The organism is Alteromonas sp. CNT1-28, from assembly GCF_022348345.1.
Lineage (GTDB): Bacteria > Pseudomonadota > Gammaproteobacteria > Enterobacterales > Alteromonadaceae > Alteromonas > Alteromonas macleodii.
Genome location: NZ_JAKREZ010000047.1, coordinates 1 through 22,803, shown reverse-complemented (window position 1 = coordinate 22,803; position 22,803 = coordinate 1). Strand labels below are relative to the sequence as shown.

Sequence of the window (22,803 nt, the reverse complement as noted above, 5' to 3'; positions counted from 1 at the left end):
AGTGAAAATACTTCAACGAGAAGCCGGATATACGGACGCAAACCATTTTAGTCAAAACAGCATGTTTACTCTTGCAATAATGGGGGAGACCATATACAGACCCTAGTGACTTATCCGTTGGCTTGCTCTTTTTTAAGCTTCGATTCCTTTTTGAGTTTTGACACCACAGAAAAAGCTTCAAGCATAACAAGCACAGACACAATAAGTACTACTGCGTCTAAGAACACCAATAGATAGTTACCTTCAACGTAGTATTCTTTAAGTTTAATAAGCCCGGCAAAGAAGGCCATAATCAGTACAAACACCATTGGAATCAGCGTATATTTCGCTGGTCGACCTAATTTAATCAGCATAACCGAGATTACTAACAGGGTTAAACTGGCTAGTATCTGGTTAGTAGAACCAAATAACGGCCAAATAATCATACCGCCACTGCCTGACGCACCACCTGCACCGAAGGCCAGCAATAAACAACATCCAACAGCTACAAGCGTTGCAACCACGCCGTTCTTAAGTGCACCAATTGAATAGATATCGCCCCATTCTTGGATTATGTAGCGCTGCAGACGCACACCCGAATCCATGGTGGTGCCAGCAAATAGAACAACCATTACCGCAAGGATCGTTGACGAGAAATCTACCGGCAACCCCCAACCCTGCTGAATTAGGTTCGCACCACCAGTGATAAATGCACCCACGCTACCCGCACCCAAATGGCTGTATACTTCGTGCCATTCTTCTGGAGAAGCTGCAAACGCAACGCCGCTCACAGCGACAATGGTAATAAGTGCTAGTGAGCCTTCACCGACCGCGCCTAGATAACCAACAAAGCGTGCATCGGTCTCTTTGTCTAGCTGCTTAGAGCTGGTACCTGAAGACACAATACCGTGGAAACCAGAAACAGCGCCACACGCAATAGTAACGAACAACAGCGGGATTAGACTTGGAGAATCGACAGCGGTTTGAGCGTTAAACGCTGGCGCCGTGATATCCGGCATAGCAAAGAACACAGCACCATAAAGCAGGAACAAGCCAACAAGTAACTGCATACCGTTAATGAAATCACGAGGCTGTAACAGCATCCAAACTGGTAACAGCGATGCAATAGCGGCGTAAATAAATAAGATAATGATCCAGTTTGCTTTATCTGCTAAACCAAACATGGTTTCCGGCAGACTTAGTGGGATATAACTGCCCGCATACACCGATGCGTAAAGCACAATAATCCCCACAATACATAAGGGTATGAGGCTGAAATTACGTTTAAGCAATTGACCTATGACTAATGCAACTGCGATTGCCATCCAAGCTGGGAATACCGCATTGGGTTGGGAGACAAAAGAGTTCGCGATAACCACGCCAAATACCGCATTAACCATTAAGAGTACTAGGAAGATCACTATCATAAATAGTGAACGAGAGCGTTTTCCGATGACGGTCTCAGACAGCGCGCCCATTGATTTGCCTTTGTGGCGTGCGCTGGCCCATAAGGCGCCCATATCGTGCACACCGGCAAATAATATCGTACCGAACACAACCCAAAGTACCGCAGGAACCCATCCCCAGTAGACAGCAATAGCTGGACCTACGATGGGTGCTGCCCCCGCCACGGAAGTGAAATGGTGCCCCCACAATACAACTTTATTGGTGGGAACATAGTCCACCCCATCTTTCATTGTATGGGCTGGTGTTACAAAACTATCATCCAACTTAAATATACGGCTCGCAATAAACTTCGAATATACGAACCAACCGAGCAACATTCCGATGATGCCCAGTATAACAATGGCAATAGACTGCATACTGTCGTCCTAATTTGTTTTATCGACAGGCCCTAGGGCCTATTGTTCTTTGATGTACGAATTTTGGTTTAAACGTACAACAAAGGTCAGCAGCCCCTAGCCTGTTGATTTTCTTATTTTCAGTTCAAACATTACACCAATTATCGGTGGCGAAAGGTCATACCTGAATAAGAAAACACCTATTTAAGGTATGCCCAACGTACTGTTGCGCATATTTAAACATGCGACAAGGCAAGGGCCTGACACATTAGACTAAAGTCTAACTTAAAGTTTGGGATTTAGCTGTAAGGCTTTTGAGGTTTATTAGCGATGATTCAGCGGTGAAACAGGAAAGCGTAAAACAGACATTAGTTGCCTGCTGTTCTCCACATTAGTAAAGGTCGCGGTGATAACGTCCTTCGTCAGCTAACGCATTGTAGGCTTGCGCTTCAAGTATGGACTGCAAAGCCATGTCAACGCCTTGGCCCATTCCCTCAAAATGCCCACATACGTATACTTGTCCGGTATCGCCTAAGAAGGATTTGACCTCATCTCGCTGCTCAACAAGACGCTGTTGAACATAACCACCACCTTTCTGTCGGGAGAAAATAACTGACTTTTTAAAAATACAGTCACTATTCTGGAAAGGCGATAGCGTTTTATCAAGCACATCATCTTGCATGGGATGACGTTCGCCAAAAAATATCCAAACTGGCCCAGCGTTCTCAAGCAATGCGCGTTTTGCAAGCTGAGCTCGTACCCCCGCAATGCCGCTACCCGCAGCAATTAATAACAATGGGCACTGAGTATTAGTAATAATTGCGCTGGTATTTTTTCGAATGTAGGCCTGTACTGGCTGAGATACAGGTAAAGAACGGGTAAGTAATCCAGAACCTAGCCCAAGTTGGCCGTTGTCTTTGACCAGCTGTCGAACTACAAGCTTTACGTCGTGCTCTTGTGGTACCGACGCTATGGTGTAGCTTCGGCTAACTATTGGTTCCCCTGCTTGCTGAGGAATAAGTACTTCCAATACGTCACCCGCTTCCCATTGTTCATGTAATTCTTGTGTCTGATTAGAATGGTCAACGTTCAAAGACAAGCCGAACAGGCCTGGCGACGCTGGGTTTGAAGGTTTGCCCTCAGAGTGGTCAGAGGGTTCCTTTGAAGCCTCGCCAGAAGCTAGACTTATTTCATTTAATTGAACCCGATTTTTCAGTGTGAAAGCATGGGTGGGGTGCTGTTCATCCTGTGGCAACGAACCAAGCAAAGACAAATGCTCACCTTTCCCTGAATCTAATGTCGTTAGCGGAGAAAGCGCACGTGCGCCTAGTGCACTGATATTATCAAACAACGTGACTGCGAATTGGCAAAACGCGGCGTATTGCTTATCGCCTAACCCCACCACTTCAAAAGACAGGTGGGACAGGTAATCAGATTGATTCGACGACGCTTTTTTTAGCGCTTTACTAAAGGTTCTACCCGCATCAGGGGGTTCGCCTTCACCGTAAGTACTCACAACAAAAATGACTTTTGACACACTACTTAACGTGTTGAGTTTCAAAGATGCCATGGATACTACCGACGTTTGCTCTTGCTGTGATAGCGCGGCGGCCTTTGCGCGGGCAATTTTTTCGGCCGTACCGGTTTGGCTTGCGTATACGACAAGGGTCTCCTCGCCTGATACTGCATAGCTGTTTTGCTTTCGATGTTTAAAAAATAACACCGCTACCCACAGCATATACAGGCCAATGCTTACTATTGCTATGAGTAGACGGTGTGTTTCTGTCATGTGCTTAACTTTTATGCCGTTGTATTGAAATGGCTAGAGACATAAGAGGCTGTTGCTCTGTGAGTATTCAAAGAACGTTTACAGCCCCTAGCTGCGCAATAACGTACGGTTATTACAGCGGAAGTACTTCAAATGTGCCTGAGTAGCTACCGTTACGAGACGTTGCAGGCTTTTGCGCTTTATCGTCTTCATAGCCAATTTCTACAAAGTACATACCGGCTTGCGGCCATGTAATTTCAATCTGACCATTTTCGTCAGACGTGACTTTAATCGTTTCCTGATCATTTCTGTAGCGCATACCACCGCGCACAACTTCCACCTCGGCGCCAACCGCTGGCTCACCGTCAATAAGTAACTTGAACGTTGCCGTTTCGGTGGCGAATAAATCATTAGGGTGAGTCACTGGCACTAGCTCCAAACCCACGTTATCAGGCGTGAACACCTTGTTCGATGGCGCACCAAGAGTAACAAACGTTTCTACGCGGCGAGAGCTTTGCATTACGCGAAGAACTTTTGCTTTCTTAGGCACGGCTGTTGCGAACTCTTCCGGCTTATATTCTTCACCACGGCCGGGCCACATCTTGCGCTTGCCTTCTTCATCTCGCCAAAATGCGCGAATACCATTGCTGGCAGACGTCAGTTTGTATGTACCTTCTTTGTTTAATTTCAAATCAAACGTGGTTCGGTACTTACCGCGTGCCATATTTTCTACGTCTACGGCTTCACCTTCTGGCGATTGAACCACTAAGTTACTGGCGTTCATTGCGAAGTGGTCAGGGTGAAAAATAGTATTTGAAATAGCAGCATCAAACGTCACGTAAGCTTCTTCACCTGATAGTACGGTAGAGCTAGGAAGTAACCACGCGCGATGCGCACTGGCTGAAAATGACACGGCAAGTGTTGCTGCTAGCGCAATGGCTGAAGCTTTTACTGATAGTTTTTTCATAATGTCCTCTTATTGGATCTCTACTGAGTGAGCGTTGAATTAGCGCCTCAGCAGATTAGTCTTCCAGACGCAGTACTACACGCCCAAGTTCTGAATTTCCTTTCACCTCTACCGGTAGTGACGCAGCAGATAGCGGTAATGAAAATGGCAGAGACAGTACTTCTCTTCCGCCTACTTCTCGTGATGCCTCAACGCGAAGCGTGTAATCGCCCTCTGGCAGTTCTGCTAACGCTTTATTTAGCTGCGAATCAAGACTGTAATCGCCTGGGCCTTTTGTTGCACTGGTAAGTCCGTCATAAGGCAAATCAAGGCTTCGCCCACCACGACGCCACCATTGGCGCAAGTCTTTAAGCCACTCTTTCCCTTTGTCTTCACGCATTTCAACGTCGTACCATACGGCGACTTGAGTAGCCTTGCGTTTACTGTCTTCAATCCACACGGCAAGATAAGGTTTGTGATATTCAGCCACATCAAGTTGCGGTAAGGCCACGTCAAGTTTGGCTTGGCTTGCAGCGTGAATAGCGCCAGAGGCAAATGTCATACTTAATAAAGTCGATGCGATCACTGCGCCTTTTCGCATTTTCATGTAAACACTCCTTAAAATTGTGTAGGTAAGTGCCACTAGCGTCGCGCTAGTGCACAAACAGTAAAATAATGACAAACGGGATGAGCACACCGAGCGTAGTAATGGGCCAAGTAGACGCGCGCGTTTTCGAGTGACGCATTAATAGTTGCAGCCCAGTTACGCTAAAAATAATGCAGGCAACAGCGAAGATATCGATAAACCAGCGCCAGGCATTTCCCGTGTTCCGCCCTTTATGCAGGTCATTGAAATAAGATATCCATCCTCTATCAACGTTTTCATAAGTCACTGTGCCAAGTTCAGCATCTACTGCTATCCAACTGTCAGCACCGGGTCCAGGCCAAGCGGCATAAAATTCAATACCATCCCACTCTCCCGTCACCGATGAAGGTAGTGAAATACCCTCTTGCGACTGCATAAACGCGACGAGTTCGCTTGGAATGGCTATGTCACCGGTGTCCAGAGAAACCAATTGTTCGACAACCAACGGTGGTAGGCTTGATTCAGCTGACGTTACAGTTCTGTTCGCTGGAATGTCTGCAGCGTGATTTAGCGTAATCCCCGTTAGGGCAAATAACATCATCCCGACCAGACAGACTGCGCCACTAATCCAGTGCCATTGGCGGATGCCGCCTAAAGAAAAACTCATAATTTCGTTGCTAACTCTCTGTACTACTCGGTGATATTGATTAATTCAACGGGCTAGATAATACAGATATTTCCACCCTTTTCAATGTAAATGAGATTTATTCTCATTATTGTATTTTTTGCTCAACAACCTTTAAGTATTGCTTCACTTTTCGCGTAAACGAGGCCCCCAAAAAGCGACAAGCAATAGGTAATTACACACCACGGTGTAAAGGGTAGGTAAATAGGTAAACGTTGCTGAAACCATCACGCTTGCAAGCTGTAAAAGCCCTATCCATACCACCACACCAATTTCGGTCTTCCACACGTCTATGCAGTTCATGAGGCTTATTGCCATAAGCAAATACGCTAAACTATGAAGTACAATTAAAAGTAGTGGTGAAGGTGTGCTGGTTAGTCGAGTGATACCGGCATGCTTCTTGTTGCCAAGCGAGAGTAGTAAGAAACTCAAATAAGTAAGCACAAATGCGAACACCACATCCAGAATGATACTCATATTAATGCCTCGCTGTTGTCACCTTGCGGCTTATTTTGGCGAGCTGTGTCTTTTCGCTTTGGTGAAGGTGCGCTGTTTACCCGTTTTGCTTTCACGGCTTTGGCTTTTGTGACGTGGTAAGCAGCATAGCCAAATACTGCCGCAAGTGTTATGCACATAAGGTCAAAACCCACTCTCAGGCTATCACCATTTGCAACCGCGAAATCTAAGCCTGTTGCTGAGGTGAGGTGGTCAAGCAAAGGGACAAGCGCAAACAACACTGCTGCAAAGCCAAGTTGAACTACCCACCCTTTTTTGTCTCGCCAAATAAACCCTGCAACCACACATACCAGCCATATTGCGAAAAACACCTTAATTTCCCATAAGCTTCGAGACGTTAGATCAGCAGGAAGTAGTCTATTTACCCAAAAGTAGCCACCGGTCGCACACATTAATCCTGCAATGCTGCCTATATTACTGCCTCTGACCAATTCAAAACCAAATTCTCCAAGCTGTTGCTTTGCCCGTTTCACTACCCACAAAACAGAGCCCGTTCCCACCATAATGGTACCCAGAATACCGGCAAAAAATAGTAACCAGCGAGTGAGGGTATCGGCGAAGCGCGCTTGATGTAGCATATCCAAATAGTTATACGTCGCCTGGCTGGCGTTAGCGGCTACTGAGGCTGGGCGCTCGTTAATGACTTCGCCTTGTACGTTAAATACCAGCGCACTACTTCCTCCACGCCCCGCACTTAACTGCGTTCTGTTGTTCCCACTTAGCGTAAACTGAGCGTTAGCTTTACCCGGGTGAGTAATAGATAGGCTTTCAACCGGCACCTGCCATCTGCGCTCAGCGTGAGCAATCATCGAAGAGATGGGTAAGGCCAATAAGGCATTAATGTCTGGTGAAGCTAGATTTTGCTGCTGCGCATTCTGGCGTACTTCTGTACCTTGAGGACGGTGCCGCACGCGCTCCTCGCTGTTAAAAGGCAATAGCGTGGCGCCTAATAGAATCAAACCAGAAAAGGTGATCATGATATGAAATGGTAGTGCTAATACCGCACTTATGGCGTGCCCATCTATCCAGCTCAGCAGCTTCTTCTTTGGCCTGAACATAAAGAAATCGGCAAAGATTTTTCTGTGCATGATGACGCCGCTGATAATAGCAACAAACATCATCATACTGACTACGCCTACTATCCAGCGTCCAACGGTTCTGTCTATGCCGTATAACTCGAAATGAAAACGATAAAGGAAGTTGCCACCGGCTGTTTCCCTTACTTTTATCTCTTCACCCGTGGACGGGTTCAACATGACCCGTGGACCTCGACGACGCTCGTTACCTGCATTAGCGTCGCGCCACGACAAGTCGAGTGTATTCGAGCGCGCATCTGGTAGTGAGAGTTGCCATTCACTTGCATTGGGCGCGTTGATCGCAAGATAACGTAAACCGTGCTCTAGCGCCTTTTCGCTGGGTACTGCGGCGTGTTGTTCTGGCTGCATCCAATAGGTTATTTCGGTTCTAAAAAACGACAGCGTACCGGTAAAAAAAATCGCAAAGAGTAACCAACCAACAAGTATCGAGCTCCAAGTATGAAGCCACGTCATAGACTTTCTGACATTCCCTTTCATGTTAAAGCCCTGTACTGATTGAATAAAGACATAAGGCTAACGCAGAGAGCGCTGTCATTACGATGGACGCCTTTTTCGTCGTATCAAAGATGAACGTAAAAAGGATGAAGGTGCAGTAAACACAAAAGAACAGCATTCTTACCAACACTTCGTGCTCTCGTCCGTCAGCCCCTATAAAATTGGCAATGGCGCTGCTTAGCCACGCTGAAAAAGCGTAGCCCAGTGCCACAGCAATCAGCGTTCTAAGTGCGACATCCAATCGTTCACGATTTATGGCGACGCGGTTTACCGTTTGGCTCTTCATATTGTGTTCTTCACTAGGTTTTCTAGTGACTGGATGTTGCCAAGTAAATCAGAACGGGATGGGTACGATTTATAGACTTGTCGTAAAAGCGTAAGTGCATCTTGGTACTGACGCTGATCTATGGCAATTTGCGCACGCCCGAGCATGGCGCGCTGTTTAACGTCGGCGAGTGACTCAGCTCGTAGATAGGTCATTTTGGCACGTTCGACGTTGTTCTGTTGACGATAAAGTGAAGCAAGAGACAACAGCGCCTCACCATTGTCAGGGGCGTCAGCAATGGCTTTGGTTAAAAGGGAAATTGCCGTTTTGCTTTGCCCTTTTCCCATAGCTAACTGAGCTTTAAGTACATTAAGCGTAGCTGCTTGAGTGGTCGTGAGCTTTTTCACATTGTTGTCGGCAGCTTGCGTTAATTTACCTAAATCAGACCACTGCTCATTAGCCGCTAAGTAAGCCGCTATTTCGGAGTAAGCGTCAAAGCCTTCCCCATCTTTGTCGGTAATGAAAGTCTTCGCATGGGTAGCCAGTATGTCTGCTGCGCGCCGCGGACTGCCGTCAGATACGTGCAATTTAGCCACTGAGATCAAGTTCGACAGCGAGCGGTCACCTAAAGAAAGGGCAGTTTCTAAGCTGCTCAGCGCCTTTACCATGTCACCCTGCTTTAACGCTATTTGTCCCCGTTGGAGCCAAAGCTGCTGATTACTTTCATCATCTACCAACATTTCGCTTAGCAAGCTTTCCGCCTGTGCAAGTGCATTACTTTCAATAAGCGCGAACAATAAACCTTGATACCATTGCTTGTTTTCAGGTTCGAGCATCAATGCATTTTGATAAGCACCAATAGCGGTGACAGGTTTTCCAAGCTGAACATTGGTATAGGCTAGCTGCCCGAAAAGTTGGGCATCTTGAATACCTAGTTCTACGCTTTTCGTTAAATGAGTGCGTGCTTTGGCCAATTTATCTGTCATTAAATACGCCATGCTCAAACTTCTGTGCGCCGATGGGAGGTTTGGCATAGCGTCTATAACGTCCAACAGCACTTTTTCGGCAAGTGCGTAGTTTTTCTCATTCAATAGCACTTGTCCGTAAAGCTCACGCAAGCGTGGACTAAATTGAGAAATATCCTGGGTTGCAAATGCGCTGGCAACGTTTGAATAATTGCCTGCTTGCAAGTCGGCCTGAATGCGCCCGATAAACTCACCTTCTTCACGGGATATACGTTCACGATGATCATCTCTATGATGCTGACGCATGACAAACTGCCAATCGGGCTCTTCCAATTCCACCGTGATTTTCGCACTTACCGGCTTAACAAAAGCCAGCGCGCTCACTACACAGCTGAGGACAGTTACGGCTGTAATCTTGTTTAACATTGTCTCAATCAACCTCTAAATTCTTTAGCTTCTATTTCGCTTTATTGCGCTAAACTAGGCCTTTAATAGGCTTCCATTAAGCTTCTATTAGGCCTCTATAACTACGGGCCAAATAAAACGCGCCTTCACCGCTTCATCTTCTTTGTAGGGCGATGTAAATTTGCTGGCTTTAACAAAACGCATTATTTCTTTATTGAGCTCGTGATGCGGGTTCTCGACAATATCCATCAGCTTTACGTTGCCGTGTTCGTCAATAATGACGTCGAGCTTTACAATCACCCGCTTGATACCTTGCTTTTTGAGTCGCTTGGGGAAACGTATTTTGACCGGAGTCAGCAAGGTAGGCTTTGAATCCAGTTCGCTTAGCCCAAAGGCGTCCAATTCAATATCAGGCATATCCCATTGGGTTTGGGTCACTTTGACATTTGGCATGTCGGGCTTTGGCACTTGAATATCTGGCTCAACACTTAAATCCGCCATGGTCATGGCTGCGCCACTGCCCTCTACCTGCATAACAAGTTCAGTCTCTTCCACTACATTTTGCGTTTTAGGGGGCGGCGGCGGTGGAGGTGTTACCGCAATGTCTAACTTGCGCACAACCATAGTGTCGGGCTGCAGATTAGACAAAAAGTGCCCTAACCACATAACGCCAAGCGCACTAACGAGCACCGCACCGCTAAGTAGAGAAGGTTGAAGATTGTATTTCATTGAATTTTGCCTCGTTCGCTATGGCTTCAAAGTGGCGATATTTACCGTGTCGGCACCCGCCAGTTTGGCTTCATCTATGACTTCTACCAGTAATTCAGAGCGAACGGCTTTATCTACCTGAATGACTACTGGGCGTTGTTCTTTCATCAACAATTGCTCAACGGTAGAGCGCACACCGCTCACACCGATATTGGCACTGTCATACACCACTTCACCGGTTCGGGTAATTGCCAGCATAATGGCCATTTGATCGAGCTTTTGTGCTGATATTGCCTGAGGTTTATCTACCTCTACCCCAGTCTCTTTTACAAACACTGTTGAAACGATAAAGAAAATTAAAAGTATAAAAACCACGTCTAGTAGCGGAGACATATCAATGCCTTGCGCTTGCTGGTTTTCAAGGCGTCGCTGTAATCGACTTGCCATGTTTACGCCTCCCTTGCTACGGCGCGCTTTACCGCACCATTAACAAACATCAACAAAAGCCAGCCAGGAATAGCCAAGGTTAACCCAAGCTGAGTGGTAAAAAGTGCATCGGCAATGCCACCAGTGACGACTTGACTATCGACACCTAACGACATCATTCCGGTGAAACTCACTTGTAGGCCTGCAATTGTTCCTAGCAGGCCCATCAAGGGAAGAGCACTAACCAGTACGGCGGGTACCATTTCTCGCTTTGTAAGCTCTTTCTCTCCATCACGCACTTGGGCTATCTCTTTGCGTGTAGTAAACAACACAAAGATTTGCTGGTAAGCAAACCATGCCACCAGCAGCATTAACCAACACAATGCATTCCCCGCTAGCTGTTCAATCATTAGCTTGCGCTCGCTTGCTTTTGACCATCACTCTTTTGGTCGCTTTTCTCAGCAACGTCAGGCTCGTCATTGCTAAGTACAAGCGCGAAACTTTCGAGCTCTTCGTAGTAATGTCGCGCTTTGCGAGAGAGTACGGCATTTAGAATTAATGCCGGTATGGCCACGACTAAGCCTAACTCTGTCGTAACCAAGGCTTTAGCGATCCCGCCAGAAATAACTTCGGGGTCGCTTGAGCCAAATGCCGTCATCATTCTAAAGGTTTCAATCATGCCGCTTACCGTACCTAGAAGACCTAGCAAGGGTGCAACGGCAGCAGTTACAGCAATCGTGCCGTTGTATTTTTCTAGCTTGATTTTGTCTTGCTGGAGTGCAGAAAACAGTTCATCGTCGCGTTCAGTTGGCGTGCTTGCACGCTTAGTTATGTCATACAGTTCGCGCTGCATGCCATCAAAGAAGCCCACACCTGAACTGCCCACCATGTTCACCAGAGCTTTGCCTGATGCTACTTGCTTAACCTTAGGTAAGCGCCATAGCTGAATAACTTTAAACAGTGCGATAAGCGTAGCGAGAAGGGCAAACAAAACGATAGGGATCACCCACACTCCGCCTTTCACAACATGTTCAATTACCCCTTCTGACGCTTGCTCGCGCGTTGCTGCGCGGCCAAGGGTAGGATCTATTTTAATGCTGCCATTGCCGCTGCTTGCCAAGCTTGCAAGGCTTTCGGTATCCGTATCTGAAAAAGTGGACGTAGAGGTAAACAGGTCTTGCTTACGCTCTGCCGTACCCGCAACGTTTTGTGCTTGCGCCAGATACCACGTCACCGGGCCAAGAGTAAGCACTTTTGCTTGGGTCACTTCGCCATTCGCCAGTACAACCTTTCCTGCACTGAAATTAGGGGTTTGTTGATTGGCAAACTCTTTCGCTTTTTCACCCACTTTCTGGACTTTGTCAGACAAGCTCATTTCGCTTAATGACAGACTGTCTACACCAGTTTGAAGCAGGAAACGGCTCAACAAATTTTGTTGGAACTCTTGTTGCTCGCTCCAGCTCGATAGGCGATTTTCTAACTGTGAAAGACTAAGGGTTCTTTCATCCATTTTACGGCGGGCGACCGTGGTTTCATTGCGCAGTTTCATTACCTGCTGTTCAAGCGCACGCAATTCGTTAGCTAGCGCTACCCGCTCTTTGCTAATTTTGCTTTCGGTGCGTTCCAGACGCGCTTTTGCCTCTTTAATATTGGCCAGCATGCTATCTTCAGGCGCTGCCACTGCCGGTACACAAACCACAGCAGCACACAAAGCAACACATGCTGCGATGAGAGAGGACTTCAACATTGGATTAAATGCTGTGAGAACGTGAGATAAGCATTTCATTCGCCTTCTCCTTTAGCCAGTGTAAGTGGTAAAGAAACAAAATCAGGTTCATGCTTTTTCTCAAAAATAGCGACGGCAAGGGCTACCGATTCGCTATCTACATTGTCACTAAATTGCCACTGCCACTCGCCATTTTTAACGTGACCGGCCCCCTGATATTGACCATCGGCGTTGGTAAACCACGCATAGCTGCTGCCAACAAAGAACTGCTTAACTAATACATCTTTGTCATCGGGAGCACGCATTACGGTTTCGTTAACCAGAAGTTTGCTATTAAATTGTTGAAGGGATGAAAGTTTTGCAAGGGTGACCTGAAGCTTATTTGACGTGTCGGCGTCAGCCGCTAATTCGGCTTGCTCTTTATCACACGTCTGGCGAATAATTTCAGGCAGCGACGAGTAAAGGCTGTCTACTTGGCCTATTACTCCAGTCAATGCACGCTCTACCCCACCCTGTTGTGCTTCAAGCTCACTTTGCTCAGAAAGCAATGCTTCTCGCTGGGCTTCTACGTCGGTGGTTGCAGCCTTACTTTCGTCAATCATACTCTGCAGCTGAGTACGTTCAGCTTTAAGCAGTTGAATACGCTGACGCAATGCAGGCTCTGATTCACGCCACTCGTTTTCTAGCTTTTGCGTCTGGCGCTCAATGCTAATCCACTTTTCAGTGAGCCCGTCGATATCGCTGGCTTTTGTTGCTGCCATCACAATACCTGATGAGGCCACGGCAAGTGATACCAGTACAAAAGAAAGCGCTGCACTTCTTTTAACTTTCATTCAAATCCCTTACATCTCTTGGCTGAATTAATGAGATTGCCGGCACGTCGATATCGCTATCGAGGCCGGCATTTTTAATGTCTTGTTACTGCTTGCTAAGTATTAGAACTGGTAAGTAGCAGACAACAAGAAGCTTCTTTCTGGTTCATTGAAAGTATTCGCCCCTGCGTTAGATGCTTGTGTACCTTCACGCTTAACGCTTTCGTTAAACAAGTTCTTAACCGACACGTTGAAGCTTAAGTTTTCGTCGAACGCGTAAATGGCGTTAATATTGGTTATGGTATATGCTTCGCGATCATCAGCTTCGATAACGGCGCCCGAATTAACGCTGGCCGTAGGGCTTTCTGTCTCACCGTAGTGTTGAGCGCTAAGCACAAGCTCAAGTGCGTCGGTGGCTTGCCAGCTTATTAGCGAGTTCACTGTGTAGTCAGGAACGATAGATAATGGCTGGCCAGTAGATTTATCTTCTGACTCAAGCATCACGGTAAAGTTGGTCGACCACTCAATAGTGCTGGTTACAGGGAACAACAAGTTACCTTCAAGGCCAGAAATAACCGCTTCAGGAACGTTAAACCACTGGAATACCTGAACGTTGGCCTCGCCACCTTCTTCGCCAGGTAACACATACTCTGGCGGTACATTACCGGTGCCAATTTTGTCTTTATAGTCGTTGTGGAAGTAAGTAATACCCGCGTTCAAGCCCTCTTCGTTGGTGTAGTTAACACCAATTTCTTTGTTTACTGAGGTTTCGTGCTCTAGGTCAGGGTTTCCTAGAATGTGACACCCGCCACCTAGGTTAGAGAAGTCAACTGGGCAACCATTACCTCGGGTGTAGTACACGTAGTTAGGATTTAATTGATAGAGATTTGGTGCTTTAAAAGCACGGCTAATACCACCTTGAACCACAATATTAGGCGATGCCTGCCATGATGCATTCAAGCTCGGGCTAAGGTTTGTACCCGCTTTGCTGTGATCATCAAAACGCAGTCCAGGCGTAAGCGTGATTGAATCCGTTAGCATGATGTTGTCTTCAACATACACACCTACAAGCGTGGCGTCGGTTTCAGATGGACGATTTTCTGGGTCAGTCTCTACACCAGGAATAGTGCCGTCATCAACCACATTCAGAGAAAGCTGATTGCTAACTGAATCGTCTAGGGTCTCTTTGCGGTATTCCGCACCAAACGTTGCGGTTTGATTGAAGCCGCCTAACGTTAAAGGCACGTTCCACTCGGTCTTTGCGGTAATGTTCTCTAATTTGATGGTGGTCATCTCAAGGCTATTAATGCGACCTTCACCACCACCTGCAGAGCCTTCACCTAAACGGCTGTTAGACGTGCTTTCGTATTGGATATAGCTAAATGAATCGCCGAAGTCATACTCACCATTGTGTGTTACGCCGAACGTACGACGGTGCATTACTAGTGTTTCTTCACCAATTAGGCTCTGAGCATCAGTTTCTGCCAGGTCTTCAGGTTCAGGTATGATGACGTTGCCGTTTTCGTCAACGGGGTAGCTTACGCCTTGAAATGCATTGTCACCGGCATAACGGTTGCCTTGGCGGCTATAGGCTGCTTCAAAGTCCCAGCGATTAATATCATCTTGGTCGAAGCGAACAAGAGTACGCACGTCGATGTTTTCAACACCTTCACGTCCTGCACCTACCGCTTTCGCTGTGCCGCCGCGGCCCGTTGTTACGTCTGTTGCGTCTAAATTTACGCGTGGGTCGTCAGCGTCCTGTTCGTTGTAGTTAACAATAGTGCGGTGAGAGAAACGCTCAGATAAAGGCGCACTTGTTACTAGGTTAAAACGACGGTTGTCGCCTTCGTATTTATTTGAAGAAAGCTCGGTCTGAGCGGTGATAGAGGTAGAAGCTTCATCAGGAGACTTAGTGATAATATTGATAACACCACCTGATGCGCCAGAGCCATAGCGAGCTGCTGCTGGACCACGAATAACTTCAATGCTCTCAATCGCTTCAGCTGGAACCCAGTTGCTGTCGCCCTGTGTGTTTCGCTCGCCTGAACGACCCATTTTTACAGAGTTACGCGACAACACTGGCTTGCCGTCAATTAAAATAAGCGTATTTTCTGGACCCATTCCGCGAATGTCGATTTGACGTTTGTTGCCATACTGTCCTGAGCTTGAGTTACCTGTAAGGTTGATACCCGGCATGGTTCTTACAATTTCAGCAATATCGTTAGTGACAGGACGACGTTTGAAATCTTCTTCCGTAATGATAGACACGCCTTGGGCTTGCTTCAGCTCTTCAGACGCAGATTGCACAACGGTGGTGTCGAGCGTTTCTATCTCTTCGCTTTGCGCCAGCACACCCGCTGACAACATGGGAAACAGGGTTCCTAACAAAATAATGCGCTTACCATTTACAGGCATTTGATAATCCTTAATGTGTTGAGTGTTGGCCAGCCAGTGGCTCGCCATTTCAAAATGTTGTGTCTTGTTACGCGCGGCTTAACTTCATAAATGGCTCTAACGCCAAACATGAGCAAAGCACTAACTATTTGAGTTAGGGCAATTGGTGTGATTATTGTTATTCCAAGAAAGAATGCCCAAAAGTGAGACTATCCGTAGAAACTTGCATCCCCTGTCTGTCATAGGGAATTTTCATCGCTTTATTTCTCTTCTTATTTGCAAGAAGTGGCTAATCGTGCTCAAATCGCACTGCATCTTAATGACAATTATTATCATTTGCAATTTAATTAATATTGAAAGGCTTTTTACTTTCTTTACATAAAACTGACGAATATGCTTAAAACACCGCTAAATACAATTCCTAAAACCCTTGCAGCACTGTCTGATTACGAGAACCTGGCTCGGGAGCGACTAACTCCACAATCGTGGGCGTATATTGCCGGTGGCTCTGCAGATGAATTGTCGATGCGAAGAAATCGAGAAAAACTAGACGACCTGTGTTTACTTCCCCGCGCTTTGAAAGATGTCAAACTGGGGGGAACTAAAACCACCTTGTTAGGGCAGCAGTTTGATCACCCTATAATTTCAGGGCCTGTTGCTTATCAAGTGCTAGCGCATCCCGATGGTGAGATTGCGACGGCGATGGCAACACAAGCTCAAGGCGGCTTATGGGTGATGAGCACACTAGCCAGTTGCTCCTTTGAAGATATATCTAATCAGGTGGAAAGCCCCCGCTGGTTTCAACTCTATGTTCAACCTACCCGTTCACAAACTCTAGAACTCATACAAAAAGCAGAGCACTTTCAGTTTTCAGCATTGGTAATCACCATCGATGCGCCAATTAACGGCTTGCGAAACCGTGAGCAGAGAGCTGAATTTTCGCTCCCTCCAAATGTGCGCGCGGTCAATATAGATACGCCTCCTCCCTTAGTGCACCCCAGAGAAGGCAAGAGTGTGATATTTCAAGGGCTTATGGCACAGGCTCCTACATGGGACGATATTGCTTTTATCCAGCAACACACGTCATTGCCCATTGTGTTGAAAGGTGTCCTTAATCCACTGGACGCTCAAAAAGCAGCAGAACTTGGCGTAGCGGGTATTGTAGTGTCGAATCACGGCGGCCGTGCTTTGGACAGCGTGCCTTCACCGGTAGAAATGCTTCCTATTATTCGCCAAACGGTTGGTGATGAAATGATGGTACTGGCCGACAGCGGTGTGCGCAGAGGCGCTGATGTGGTAAAGCTCATGGCACTGGGTGCTAACGCCGTGCTTATTGGTCGGCCTCTGATGTACGGATTAGCCACGGCGGGGGCATTAGGTGTTGCTCACACTATTCGATTGTTGAGAGACGAGCTTGAAATGACAATGGCGCTTTGCGGCGTAGGCACCATAGAAGAAATAAATAAGCACTGTTTATGGCCCAAAGATTAGATAATTTCTTAGAAAATTTCACCGCGCAAACATGCACTACTTGCAGGTCTATAAGCTTAGGTTTCACTCCACTGTCTTAACAGATTGTGATACACACCCGAAAGCCTGACAATTTCAGCGTTATTAGGCGTCTCGGCGCTAAGTGCCTGAATACTCATATCTAAGTCGTACAGAATACGGCGTTGTTCAGCACTTCTTACTAAACTCTGCATCCAAAAAAAGGACGCGAGTCGACGGCCTTTTGTAACAGGCGTCACTCTATGTAAGCTGGTCGAGGGATACATCACCATATCGCCCGCAGCGAACTTTACACGTTGTTCTCCATAGGTATCTTGGATTACGAGTTCTCCCCCTTCATATTCTTCGGGCTCACTAAGAAAAACCGTCATTGAGATATCTGTACGAACCTTTACAGCAGTTCCTGCCACTCGCCTAATGGTATTGTCGATATGATCGCCAAACTCTCCTTCACTCTGATAGCAGTTGAACATGGGAGGGTATATTTTGTTTGGTAATCCTGCTGCAAGAATATGCTGCGACTGACCCATCAAGCTCAAAATGAAATCTCCGAGCTGACGTGCCGTGGGAGAATCTTCAGGCAACTGCAGGTTTTTCTTGGCATGTAACGCTAAATGCCCCGCTGTTACAGCGCCATCAACCCAATCGGCTTTCTCTAGAAGCGACACCGCATCGGTGACTTCTTGTTTGGTAAGGAAGTTCTCAATTCTAACCAGCATGATGTTCCCATTGTGGCAAAGCGAGTAAAATATAAAAAACCAGCCAGAGGTCTTTTTACCTAAGGCTGGTTTTATAATAACGAATACTCAATTAGAAAGTATAGTTAGCAAAGACAGCTACACTTCGAGGGTTCCCTGGACGGAAGTGCCCTTTAGCGCTGTAATCTACCACGTACTCTTCATCTGTTAAGTTATCAACGTTTAACTGAAGCTTTAAATCCTCTGTCACTTGATAAGATGCCATTAGGAAAAGCGTAGTGTAAGAATCGACCGTGAAATAAGCCGTATTTCTGCGCCAGTAGGTTTCACCAGAGTTGTAATAGATACCACCGCCCACATTCAGTTTGTTATCCATTGCAGCATAGTTAACCCAAATGTTAGCCGTATCATCTGGCGACGCTTGTAGACCGTTACCGATAGAATCCGCTGTCGTGTCCTGGGTAACTTCAGTATCTAAACTCGCATAGTTTGCAGAGATTGATAGTGAGTCCGTTAGCATACCTGTAACGCTGACTTCATAGCCTTTAGACTCTTGCTCACCCGCTAGCGAATACACTGTGACACCGTCTTCAATATTTTGTGAATCGACCACGTCTTTCGTAGTTTCAAACACAGCACCGCTAACAAGCAGCTGGTCGTTAAAGAACTGCCATTTCACACCAAGTTCAGTGGTTACTGCATTTTCAGGCCTTACCGTATTTTGCGCGGCGTTGGTTGATAGCGCTAACGCTACGCCGGGCGGCTGCTTAGAATTACTGTGACTTAGGTAAATATTACCGTTCTCTGTAGGCATATAGCTCACCGCTGCACCGTAGCTAAAGTAGCTATCTTGAGCGTCGAGCCCATCGAAACAACCGCTACGTCGACCACACGCAGAACCGGAGATATCAAAATCGTCATAACGCGCGTTTATGTCTACTTGAAAGTGCTCACCGACTTTGATGGTATCTAGAAGATATAAGGCTACCGTGCTCGCATCGCCCGAAGTGTCATTGCCGCTACGCGTTGTGCCACCTGTTACAAACACGTTGTTTTGCAAGTCGAAAGGGTTAATGGTGGGAGCTTCCAACACATTGCCTTGCCCATCGACATAGGTGTAATTTGCTGTCACACCAAAACTGGTACGCTCTTCTTCTGCTACTTCTGCACCCAGCACAACTCGATGCTTCAAAGCCCCTGATTCAAGTGAAAGAATTGCGTCTAGTTGTGATACAAATAAATCAGTCTCTTCGTCCAATGCTTGCAAGCGCTCAGCATTCAATAGGTTAGCTTCTTCACCTGAATTCCACCACGGACGACCAATTACTGACTCTTTTTCGTTGCTACCAAAACGGGTTTGGCTACGAAGCGTTACCACGTCGTTTACTTTGTGATTGATAACTAAGGTGTACATTTGTGTCGACACTTCTTCGAAGTCACGGCCCGGCACACTGTAATATTCGTCCCATAAACCCGAATCTATCGCTCCTTCGGGCTGACCTGTAGCTTCTGCAGCCGCTGAAGTTAGGAAGGGAAGACCAAGCACCGGAACGTTATCCTGCTCCATCACAAATACATCAAGGTTTATGTCTGTTGCTTCATTCACTTTATAAAGTAATGAGCCCGCCACACCAGTGGTTTGGTATTCCTCAACGCCATTGTCAAAGAAGTCACCGCCATCGCTGTATAACAGGTTTAAACGGCCCGCAACATTCTCAGAAAGCTTCTTATTGTAATCCAGTGTTACACGTGCGTTTTCGAAAGAGTCATAGCGACCTGACACTGCACCAAAATCTTCAAGTCGCGCACGTTTAGTTGCCAGGTTAACGCTACCACCACCGGTAGAGCGACCGTCTAACGAGCCGCTTCCGCCCTTGATAACTTCTACAGCTTCGTAGTTGAAGGTATCGCGGCTGTAACCAGCTATATCGCGAATACCGTCTACATAAATATTTGAGCGTGCATCAAAACCACGAATGGTGACCTTGTCGCTGGCAGACACGACACCGCCACCACCTTCACCACCACCAAACGTTGATACGCCTGCAACGTTTCGAAGCGCATCGTTTAAGTTGGTAATCCCCTGATCTTCAAGAAGGCGTTCTGAAATCACGTTGATCGAACGAGGGGTATTCGCGATGGGTTGCGTTAGCTTTACTGAAGAGGTTTCGTCAACTTTATAACCCGCTTCTTCGGTAGCTTGAACCTTAGTGGTTTCTAACTCTTGAACTGCGGTATTCTCTTGTTGAGCGAGTGCAGTTCCAAATGGTATTGCTGCGGTGACTGTCAGCGCTAGTGCGCTTTTTTTTGTATTCATTTTCTTCATGAAAAAGAAGTCCCTTTAGTGCTTTTAAGTGTGTGATTAAATGCCTAAATGTACCGAGTTGAATTTTGGCACCGAGTAAAATACAGAGAGATTAAACTAAATGCAAATTATTATTATTTGCATATGCTTTTACAAATTTACACTAAACTGACAGTCAGAACTGATAAAACGCGGGTTGATTAAGAATAAGTACAAGCTTATATGGCTTTCTTTTTCATTGGCTAAAGGTGTTTTGTAACAGTATGGTTTTGTAGAATTGAGCTAGAGATGCTGTAAGAAAAATGCCCGTAGTTCATCATAAGTCATATAAGACTCTGGAGTTTCATGGGCGATGAGGTACTCCGCATGAGACAGGCCTTCCACAATCTCAAGTTGACTCGTACCGTTGAAATCGCGAATTTTCCTATGCAAACGGACTGCATCGCTTAAAAATAGATCGCGTGTTCCTGCCACGATGAAAACAGGCGGAAACGAAGTAAAGTCACCATAAATAGGCGAAACACTAGGGTGTGATAAGTTGATAGTTCCAGCGTAAAGCGCTGCCGCAGATTGTAGTAGTCCTTCGTAGGTAACCAGCACACGATCAGCACCTTCATTAACTTGTCGACTATCCCCTGCCTGCGTTAAATCTACCCATGGTGTGCCTGTATAGATAGCGCAAGGAAGGCTTATACTCTCGGCGGCCAGTGATTGTATAAGCGCAAGAACCAGCCCTGCGCCTGCAGATGTCCCTCCAACGAGGATGCGACGACTCTCAACGCTATCTAAAAGCGCTAGGTATACAGCTTTTAAATCACAAAGCGCGGCAGGTGCTGGGGCATTTGGCGGCATAGCGTAATCTACACTCAATACGGTTATTCCTAACCGTGATGCAATCAATAACCCTTCTTCAATACTCGGCAAGCCGCCAAAAAATACATAGGCGCCCCCATGCACGTCTATATAAACATGGTTTTCAAAATGCGGTGACACCTCTTTCGGCGTGAGCTTACGAACTGTTACGCCGGCTATTTCCAGTAACTCCACACTGACACCTAAATGTTTACGCATGTTCTTTATTTTTTTCTTTTGCTGCGCATTTCGTTGCTGCACGAGCTCCCGCCAACTAGCAGCATCTTGAGGTACCGTTGCCTTAACCTCTGCGATAGGTGTCGTCGGAAATTTTTCGATAGCATGCTTAAGAGCATCACTAACGGTCTGTGTTTTTGGTTCGTTAGGTTTTGACATTATTTGCAGTGTTAAAGTTAATAAGCAGCGAGTTGGTGCCAAGAATGTATGAATCCTACCAGCCTACACCGAATATGGAGTGCATAGCGTAACGTATTAACTCGCCCGAAGCTTCAACATATAGTTTATACCAGTCCGCAGAGATAATTACTCACTCAGCGAGAGTTGAAATGTTCGCGACCGCGGCGTGTTACCGCAGGTATAGTGGTTCTACATCAAAGTGACACAACAAAGAGTAATAAAATCTGTATTGAAGATCAGTCCTTACTTGGTTGAGCATCTGATATGATTGGAAATACTAGTCGAGCGCAGTGTGTTTTGGGGCAGACAGGAAGAATTAAGCTGCATGTAGCCAATACACTCTAAGACATCTTGGTAGAATAGTTAATAAGGATATATACAATGAAAAGAATACCCCTTCGTAAATGGGCAATTGCGGCAAGTTTCGCTATTTCGGCAACAGCCTTTGCAGGAAATGTAGAGCACGACCAGACCTCGGTTTGGAAAGTGTCGAAAGGCGATGATGCAGTTTATGTAGGTGGTACAATACATATTCTGCCAATCTCTGAATTTCCATTGCCCGCTACGTTCACTGAAACCTATGAAAAAAGTGACACATTAGTTTTTGAAGTAAAAATGCCTGCCCCAACGGATATTGAAGGTCAGCAAAAAATGATGGCTGGGCTAGCTTACAAAGACGGTAAGTCGCTTAAAGATGATGTATCAGAAGAGACCTATCAGGCTCTCAATGTATATTTAGCCAACTTTGGCGCAACAGCCGATCAGTTAGCGCAATTTAAGCCAGGCATGGTTGCATCAATGCTGGTAGCTATGGAAGCACAACGCTCTCAGTTAGCTGGACAAGGTGTAGATGCCTACTTCATGCAGTTAGCTGCTCGCGACGGAAAAGCCAGTGAATATCTGGAATCGTTAGATTTTCAAATCAGTATGCTTGCCAATATGGGAGCCGGTGAAGAAGACCGCCTCATTTCTGAAACTTTGGAAACGCTACCAGAGCTAAAAGACATGCTTAAAAGCACCATAAAAGCATGGAGAGAAGGGAATACTCAGAAAATCGATGAACTGGTGGTAGACACATTCAAACGTGAGTCTCCCGCTTCGTACGACGATGTTTTTACTAAGCGCAACCAAAACTGGCTACCTCAAATCGAAGCCATGTTTGGCGATGATGACCAAGAATTTGTCTTAGTCGGTGCTGGCCACCTAGTTGGCCATGACAGTGTTATCGCCTTATTAAAGGCGAAAGGCTACAAAGTCGAGCAAATGTAACCCCCCTTGTTGCTACCGACCTAAATATCAAAGCTAGGCATAATCCTAGCTTTTTTATGCCTATTACAGAGGGAAATCACAGGCATAAAAAAAGCGCACCTAAGTGCGCTTTTTTTGGCTTGTGTTGCTAAGTCTAGATTAGTCTAGGATCTTAGATACAACACCAGCACCTACTGTA

Annotated in this window: 20 protein-coding genes; 2 read left to right on the top strand and 18 right to left on the bottom strand. The window is 46.3% G+C overall.

Features of this window, described 5'->3' with window-relative positions:
* Positions 1-110: 110 nt before the first annotated feature.
* The 15 genes from MHN02_RS19890 to MHN02_RS19820 form a co-directional block, all read right to left on the bottom strand.
* On the bottom strand, positions 111-1,802 hold the full coding sequence (locus MHN02_RS19890) for a carbon starvation protein A (RefSeq protein WP_014951015.1): 1,692 nt from the start codon (positions 1,800-1,802) through the stop codon (positions 111-113).
* A 370-nt stretch (positions 1,803-2,172) separates the two neighbouring features.
* Positions 2,173-3,570, bottom strand: coding sequence for a flavodoxin domain-containing protein (locus MHN02_RS19885; RefSeq protein ID WP_239247803.1), 1,398 nt, complete (start codon positions 3,568-3,570; stop codon positions 2,173-2,175).
* A 112-nt stretch (positions 3,571-3,682) separates the two neighbouring features.
* Entirely contained in the window at positions 3,683-4,516 is an 834-nt protein-coding gene (locus MHN02_RS19880) for a DUF4198 domain-containing protein (protein WP_239247801.1), read from the bottom strand.
* Between the two features lie 55 nt (positions 4,517-4,571).
* Positions 4,572-5,102: a DUF2271 domain-containing protein gene (locus MHN02_RS19875; protein WP_014977604.1), complete on the bottom strand. Its 531-nt coding sequence runs from the start codon at positions 5,100-5,102 to the stop codon at positions 4,572-4,574.
* Positions 5,103-5,148: 46 nt separating this feature from the next.
* On the bottom strand, positions 5,149-5,748 hold the full coding sequence (locus tag MHN02_RS19870) for a PepSY-associated TM helix domain-containing protein (RefSeq protein WP_039227019.1): 600 nt from the start codon (positions 5,746-5,748) through the stop codon (positions 5,149-5,151).
* A 144-nt stretch (positions 5,749-5,892) separates the two neighbouring features.
* A complete protein-coding gene (locus MHN02_RS19865; RefSeq protein ID WP_014951019.1) occupies positions 5,893-6,243 on the bottom strand; it encodes a DUF3325 domain-containing protein in 351 nt (116 codons plus the stop codon).
* A complete protein-coding gene (locus MHN02_RS19860; protein ID WP_239247799.1) occupies positions 6,240-7,856 on the bottom strand; it encodes a PepSY-associated TM helix domain-containing protein in 1,617 nt (538 codons plus the stop codon). Before MHN02_RS19860 ends, MHN02_RS19865 begins: the two co-directional genes overlap by 4 nt.
* A gap of 1 nt (position 7,857) precedes the next feature.
* Positions 7,858-8,160: a hypothetical protein gene (locus MHN02_RS19855; RefSeq protein ID WP_014951021.1), complete on the bottom strand. Its 303-nt coding sequence runs from the start codon at positions 8,158-8,160 to the stop codon at positions 7,858-7,860.
* Positions 8,157-9,530: a tetratricopeptide repeat protein gene (locus tag MHN02_RS19850; RefSeq protein ID WP_239247797.1), complete on the bottom strand. Its 1,374-nt coding sequence runs from the start codon at positions 9,528-9,530 to the stop codon at positions 8,157-8,159. Before MHN02_RS19850 ends, MHN02_RS19855 begins: the two co-directional genes overlap by 4 nt.
* An 87-nt stretch (positions 9,531-9,617) precedes the next feature.
* Positions 9,618-10,238: an energy transducer TonB gene (locus MHN02_RS19845; protein ID WP_014977608.1), complete on the bottom strand. Its 621-nt coding sequence runs from the start codon at positions 10,236-10,238 to the stop codon at positions 9,618-9,620.
* 18 nt (positions 10,239-10,256) lie between these two features.
* Positions 10,257-10,664: a biopolymer transporter ExbD gene (locus MHN02_RS19840; protein WP_014951024.1), complete on the bottom strand. Its 408-nt coding sequence runs from the start codon at positions 10,662-10,664 to the stop codon at positions 10,257-10,259.
* A 2-nt stretch (positions 10,665-10,666) separates the two neighbouring features.
* The gene (locus tag MHN02_RS19835; RefSeq protein ID WP_014951025.1) at positions 10,667-11,053 is read right to left on the bottom strand and encodes a MotA/TolQ/ExbB proton channel family protein; all 387 of its coding nucleotides are present in this window, start codon (positions 11,051-11,053) and stop codon (positions 10,667-10,669) included.
* Positions 11,053-12,429, bottom strand: a complete 1,377-nt coding sequence (locus tag MHN02_RS19830) for a MotA/TolQ/ExbB proton channel family protein (protein WP_239247795.1) — start codon at positions 12,427-12,429, stop codon at positions 11,053-11,055. Before MHN02_RS19830 ends, MHN02_RS19835 begins: the two co-directional genes overlap by 1 nt.
* Positions 12,426-13,202: a DUF3450 family protein gene (locus tag MHN02_RS19825; protein WP_239247793.1), complete on the bottom strand. Its 777-nt coding sequence runs from the start codon at positions 13,200-13,202 to the stop codon at positions 12,426-12,428. The genes MHN02_RS19830 and MHN02_RS19825 overlap by 4 nt, the downstream gene beginning before the upstream one ends.
* Before the next feature lie 102 nt (positions 13,203-13,304).
* A complete protein-coding gene (locus MHN02_RS19820) occupies positions 13,305-15,596 on the bottom strand; it encodes a FepA family TonB-dependent siderophore receptor (protein WP_202941339.1) in 2,292 nt (763 codons plus the stop codon).
* Positions 15,597-15,968: 372 nt separating this feature from the next.
* Between MHN02_RS19820 and MHN02_RS19815 the strand changes: the two genes are divergently transcribed.
* Positions 15,969-17,066, top strand: a complete 1,098-nt coding sequence (locus tag MHN02_RS19815) for an alpha-hydroxy acid oxidase (protein WP_239247791.1) — start codon at positions 15,969-15,971, stop codon at positions 17,064-17,066.
* Positions 17,067-17,122: 56 nt separating this feature from the next.
* Here the strand turns inward: MHN02_RS19815 and MHN02_RS19810 are convergent, their stop codons facing one another.
* The 3 genes from MHN02_RS19810 to MHN02_RS19800 form a co-directional block, all read right to left on the bottom strand.
* Positions 17,123-17,803, bottom strand: a complete 681-nt coding sequence (locus MHN02_RS19810) for a Fe2+-dependent dioxygenase (RefSeq protein WP_014951030.1) — start codon at positions 17,801-17,803, stop codon at positions 17,123-17,125.
* A 91-nt stretch (positions 17,804-17,894) separates the two neighbouring features.
* Positions 17,895-20,108, bottom strand: coding sequence for a TonB-dependent siderophore receptor (locus MHN02_RS19805; RefSeq protein ID WP_239247789.1), 2,214 nt, complete (start codon positions 20,106-20,108; stop codon positions 17,895-17,897).
* 261 nt (positions 20,109-20,369) lie between these two features.
* Entirely contained in the window at positions 20,370-21,335 is a 966-nt protein-coding gene (locus tag MHN02_RS19800) for an alpha/beta hydrolase fold domain-containing protein (protein WP_239247787.1), read from the bottom strand.
* A 402-nt stretch (positions 21,336-21,737) separates the two neighbouring features.
* Here MHN02_RS19800 and MHN02_RS19795 point away from each other — a divergent pair, with 402 nt between their 5' ends.
* Positions 21,738-22,625 (top strand): TraB/GumN family protein, encoded by an 888-nt coding sequence (locus MHN02_RS19795; protein WP_239247785.1) that lies wholly within the window; start codon positions 21,738-21,740, stop codon positions 22,623-22,625.
* The last annotated feature ends 178 nt before the right edge of the window (positions 22,626-22,803 follow it).

Coding starts and splice junctions, on each gene's coding strand:
- MHN02_RS19835 (WP_014951025.1), bottom strand. CDS start 11,053: ATGATTGAACAGCTAGCGGGGAATGCATTGTGTTGGTTAATGCTGCTG.
- MHN02_RS19845 (WP_014977608.1), bottom strand. CDS start 10,238: ATGAAATACAATCTTCAACCTTCTCTACTTAGCGGTGCGGTGCTCGTT.
- MHN02_RS19870 (WP_039227019.1), bottom strand. CDS start 5,748: ATGAGTTTTTCTTTAGGCGGCATCCGCCAATGGCACTGGATTAGTGGC.
- MHN02_RS19820 (WP_202941339.1), bottom strand. CDS start 15,596: ATGCCTGTAAATGGTAAGCGCATTATTTTGTTAGGAACCCTGTTTCCC.
- MHN02_RS19810 (WP_014951030.1), bottom strand. CDS start 17,803: ATGCTGGTTAGAATTGAGAACTTCCTTACCAAACAAGAAGTCACCGAT.
- MHN02_RS19850 (WP_239247797.1), bottom strand. CDS start 9,530: ATGTTAAACAAGATTACAGCCGTAACTGTCCTCAGCTGTGTAGTGAGC.
- MHN02_RS19880 (WP_239247801.1), bottom strand. CDS start 4,516: ATGAAAAAACTATCAGTAAAAGCTTCAGCCATTGCGCTAGCAGCAACA.
- MHN02_RS19800 (WP_239247787.1), bottom strand. CDS start 21,335: ATGTCAAAACCTAACGAACCAAAAACACAGACCGTTAGTGATGCTCTT.
- MHN02_RS19865 (WP_014951019.1), bottom strand. CDS start 6,243: ATGAGTATCATTCTGGATGTGGTGTTCGCATTTGTGCTTACTTATTTG.
- MHN02_RS19795 (WP_239247785.1), top strand. CDS start 21,738: ATGAAAAGAATACCCCTTCGTAAATGGGCAATTGCGGCAAGTTTCGCT.
- MHN02_RS19830 (WP_239247795.1), bottom strand. CDS start 12,429: ATGAAATGCTTATCTCACGTTCTCACAGCATTTAATCCAATGTTGAAG.
- MHN02_RS19855 (WP_014951021.1), bottom strand. CDS start 8,160: ATGAAGAGCCAAACGGTAAACCGCGTCGCCATAAATCGTGAACGATTG.
- MHN02_RS19815 (WP_239247791.1), top strand. CDS start 15,969: ATGCTTAAAACACCGCTAAATACAATTCCTAAAACCCTTGCAGCACTG.
- MHN02_RS19875 (WP_014977604.1), bottom strand. CDS start 5,102: ATGAAAATGCGAAAAGGCGCAGTGATCGCATCGACTTTATTAAGTATG.
- MHN02_RS19860 (WP_239247799.1), bottom strand. CDS start 7,856: ATGAAAGGGAATGTCAGAAAGTCTATGACGTGGCTTCATACTTGGAGC.
- MHN02_RS19885 (WP_239247803.1), bottom strand. CDS start 3,570: ATGACAGAAACACACCGTCTACTCATAGCAATAGTAAGCATTGGCCTG.
- MHN02_RS19890 (WP_014951015.1), bottom strand. CDS start 1,802: ATGCAGTCTATTGCCATTGTTATACTGGGCATCATCGGAATGTTGCTC.
- MHN02_RS19805 (WP_239247789.1), bottom strand. CDS start 20,108: ATGAAGAAAATGAATACAAAAAAAAGCGCACTAGCGCTGACAGTCACC.
- MHN02_RS19840 (WP_014951024.1), bottom strand. CDS start 10,664: ATGGCAAGTCGATTACAGCGACGCCTTGAAAACCAGCAAGCGCAAGGC.
- MHN02_RS19825 (WP_239247793.1), bottom strand. CDS start 13,202: ATGAAAGTTAAAAGAAGTGCAGCGCTTTCTTTTGTACTGGTATCACTT.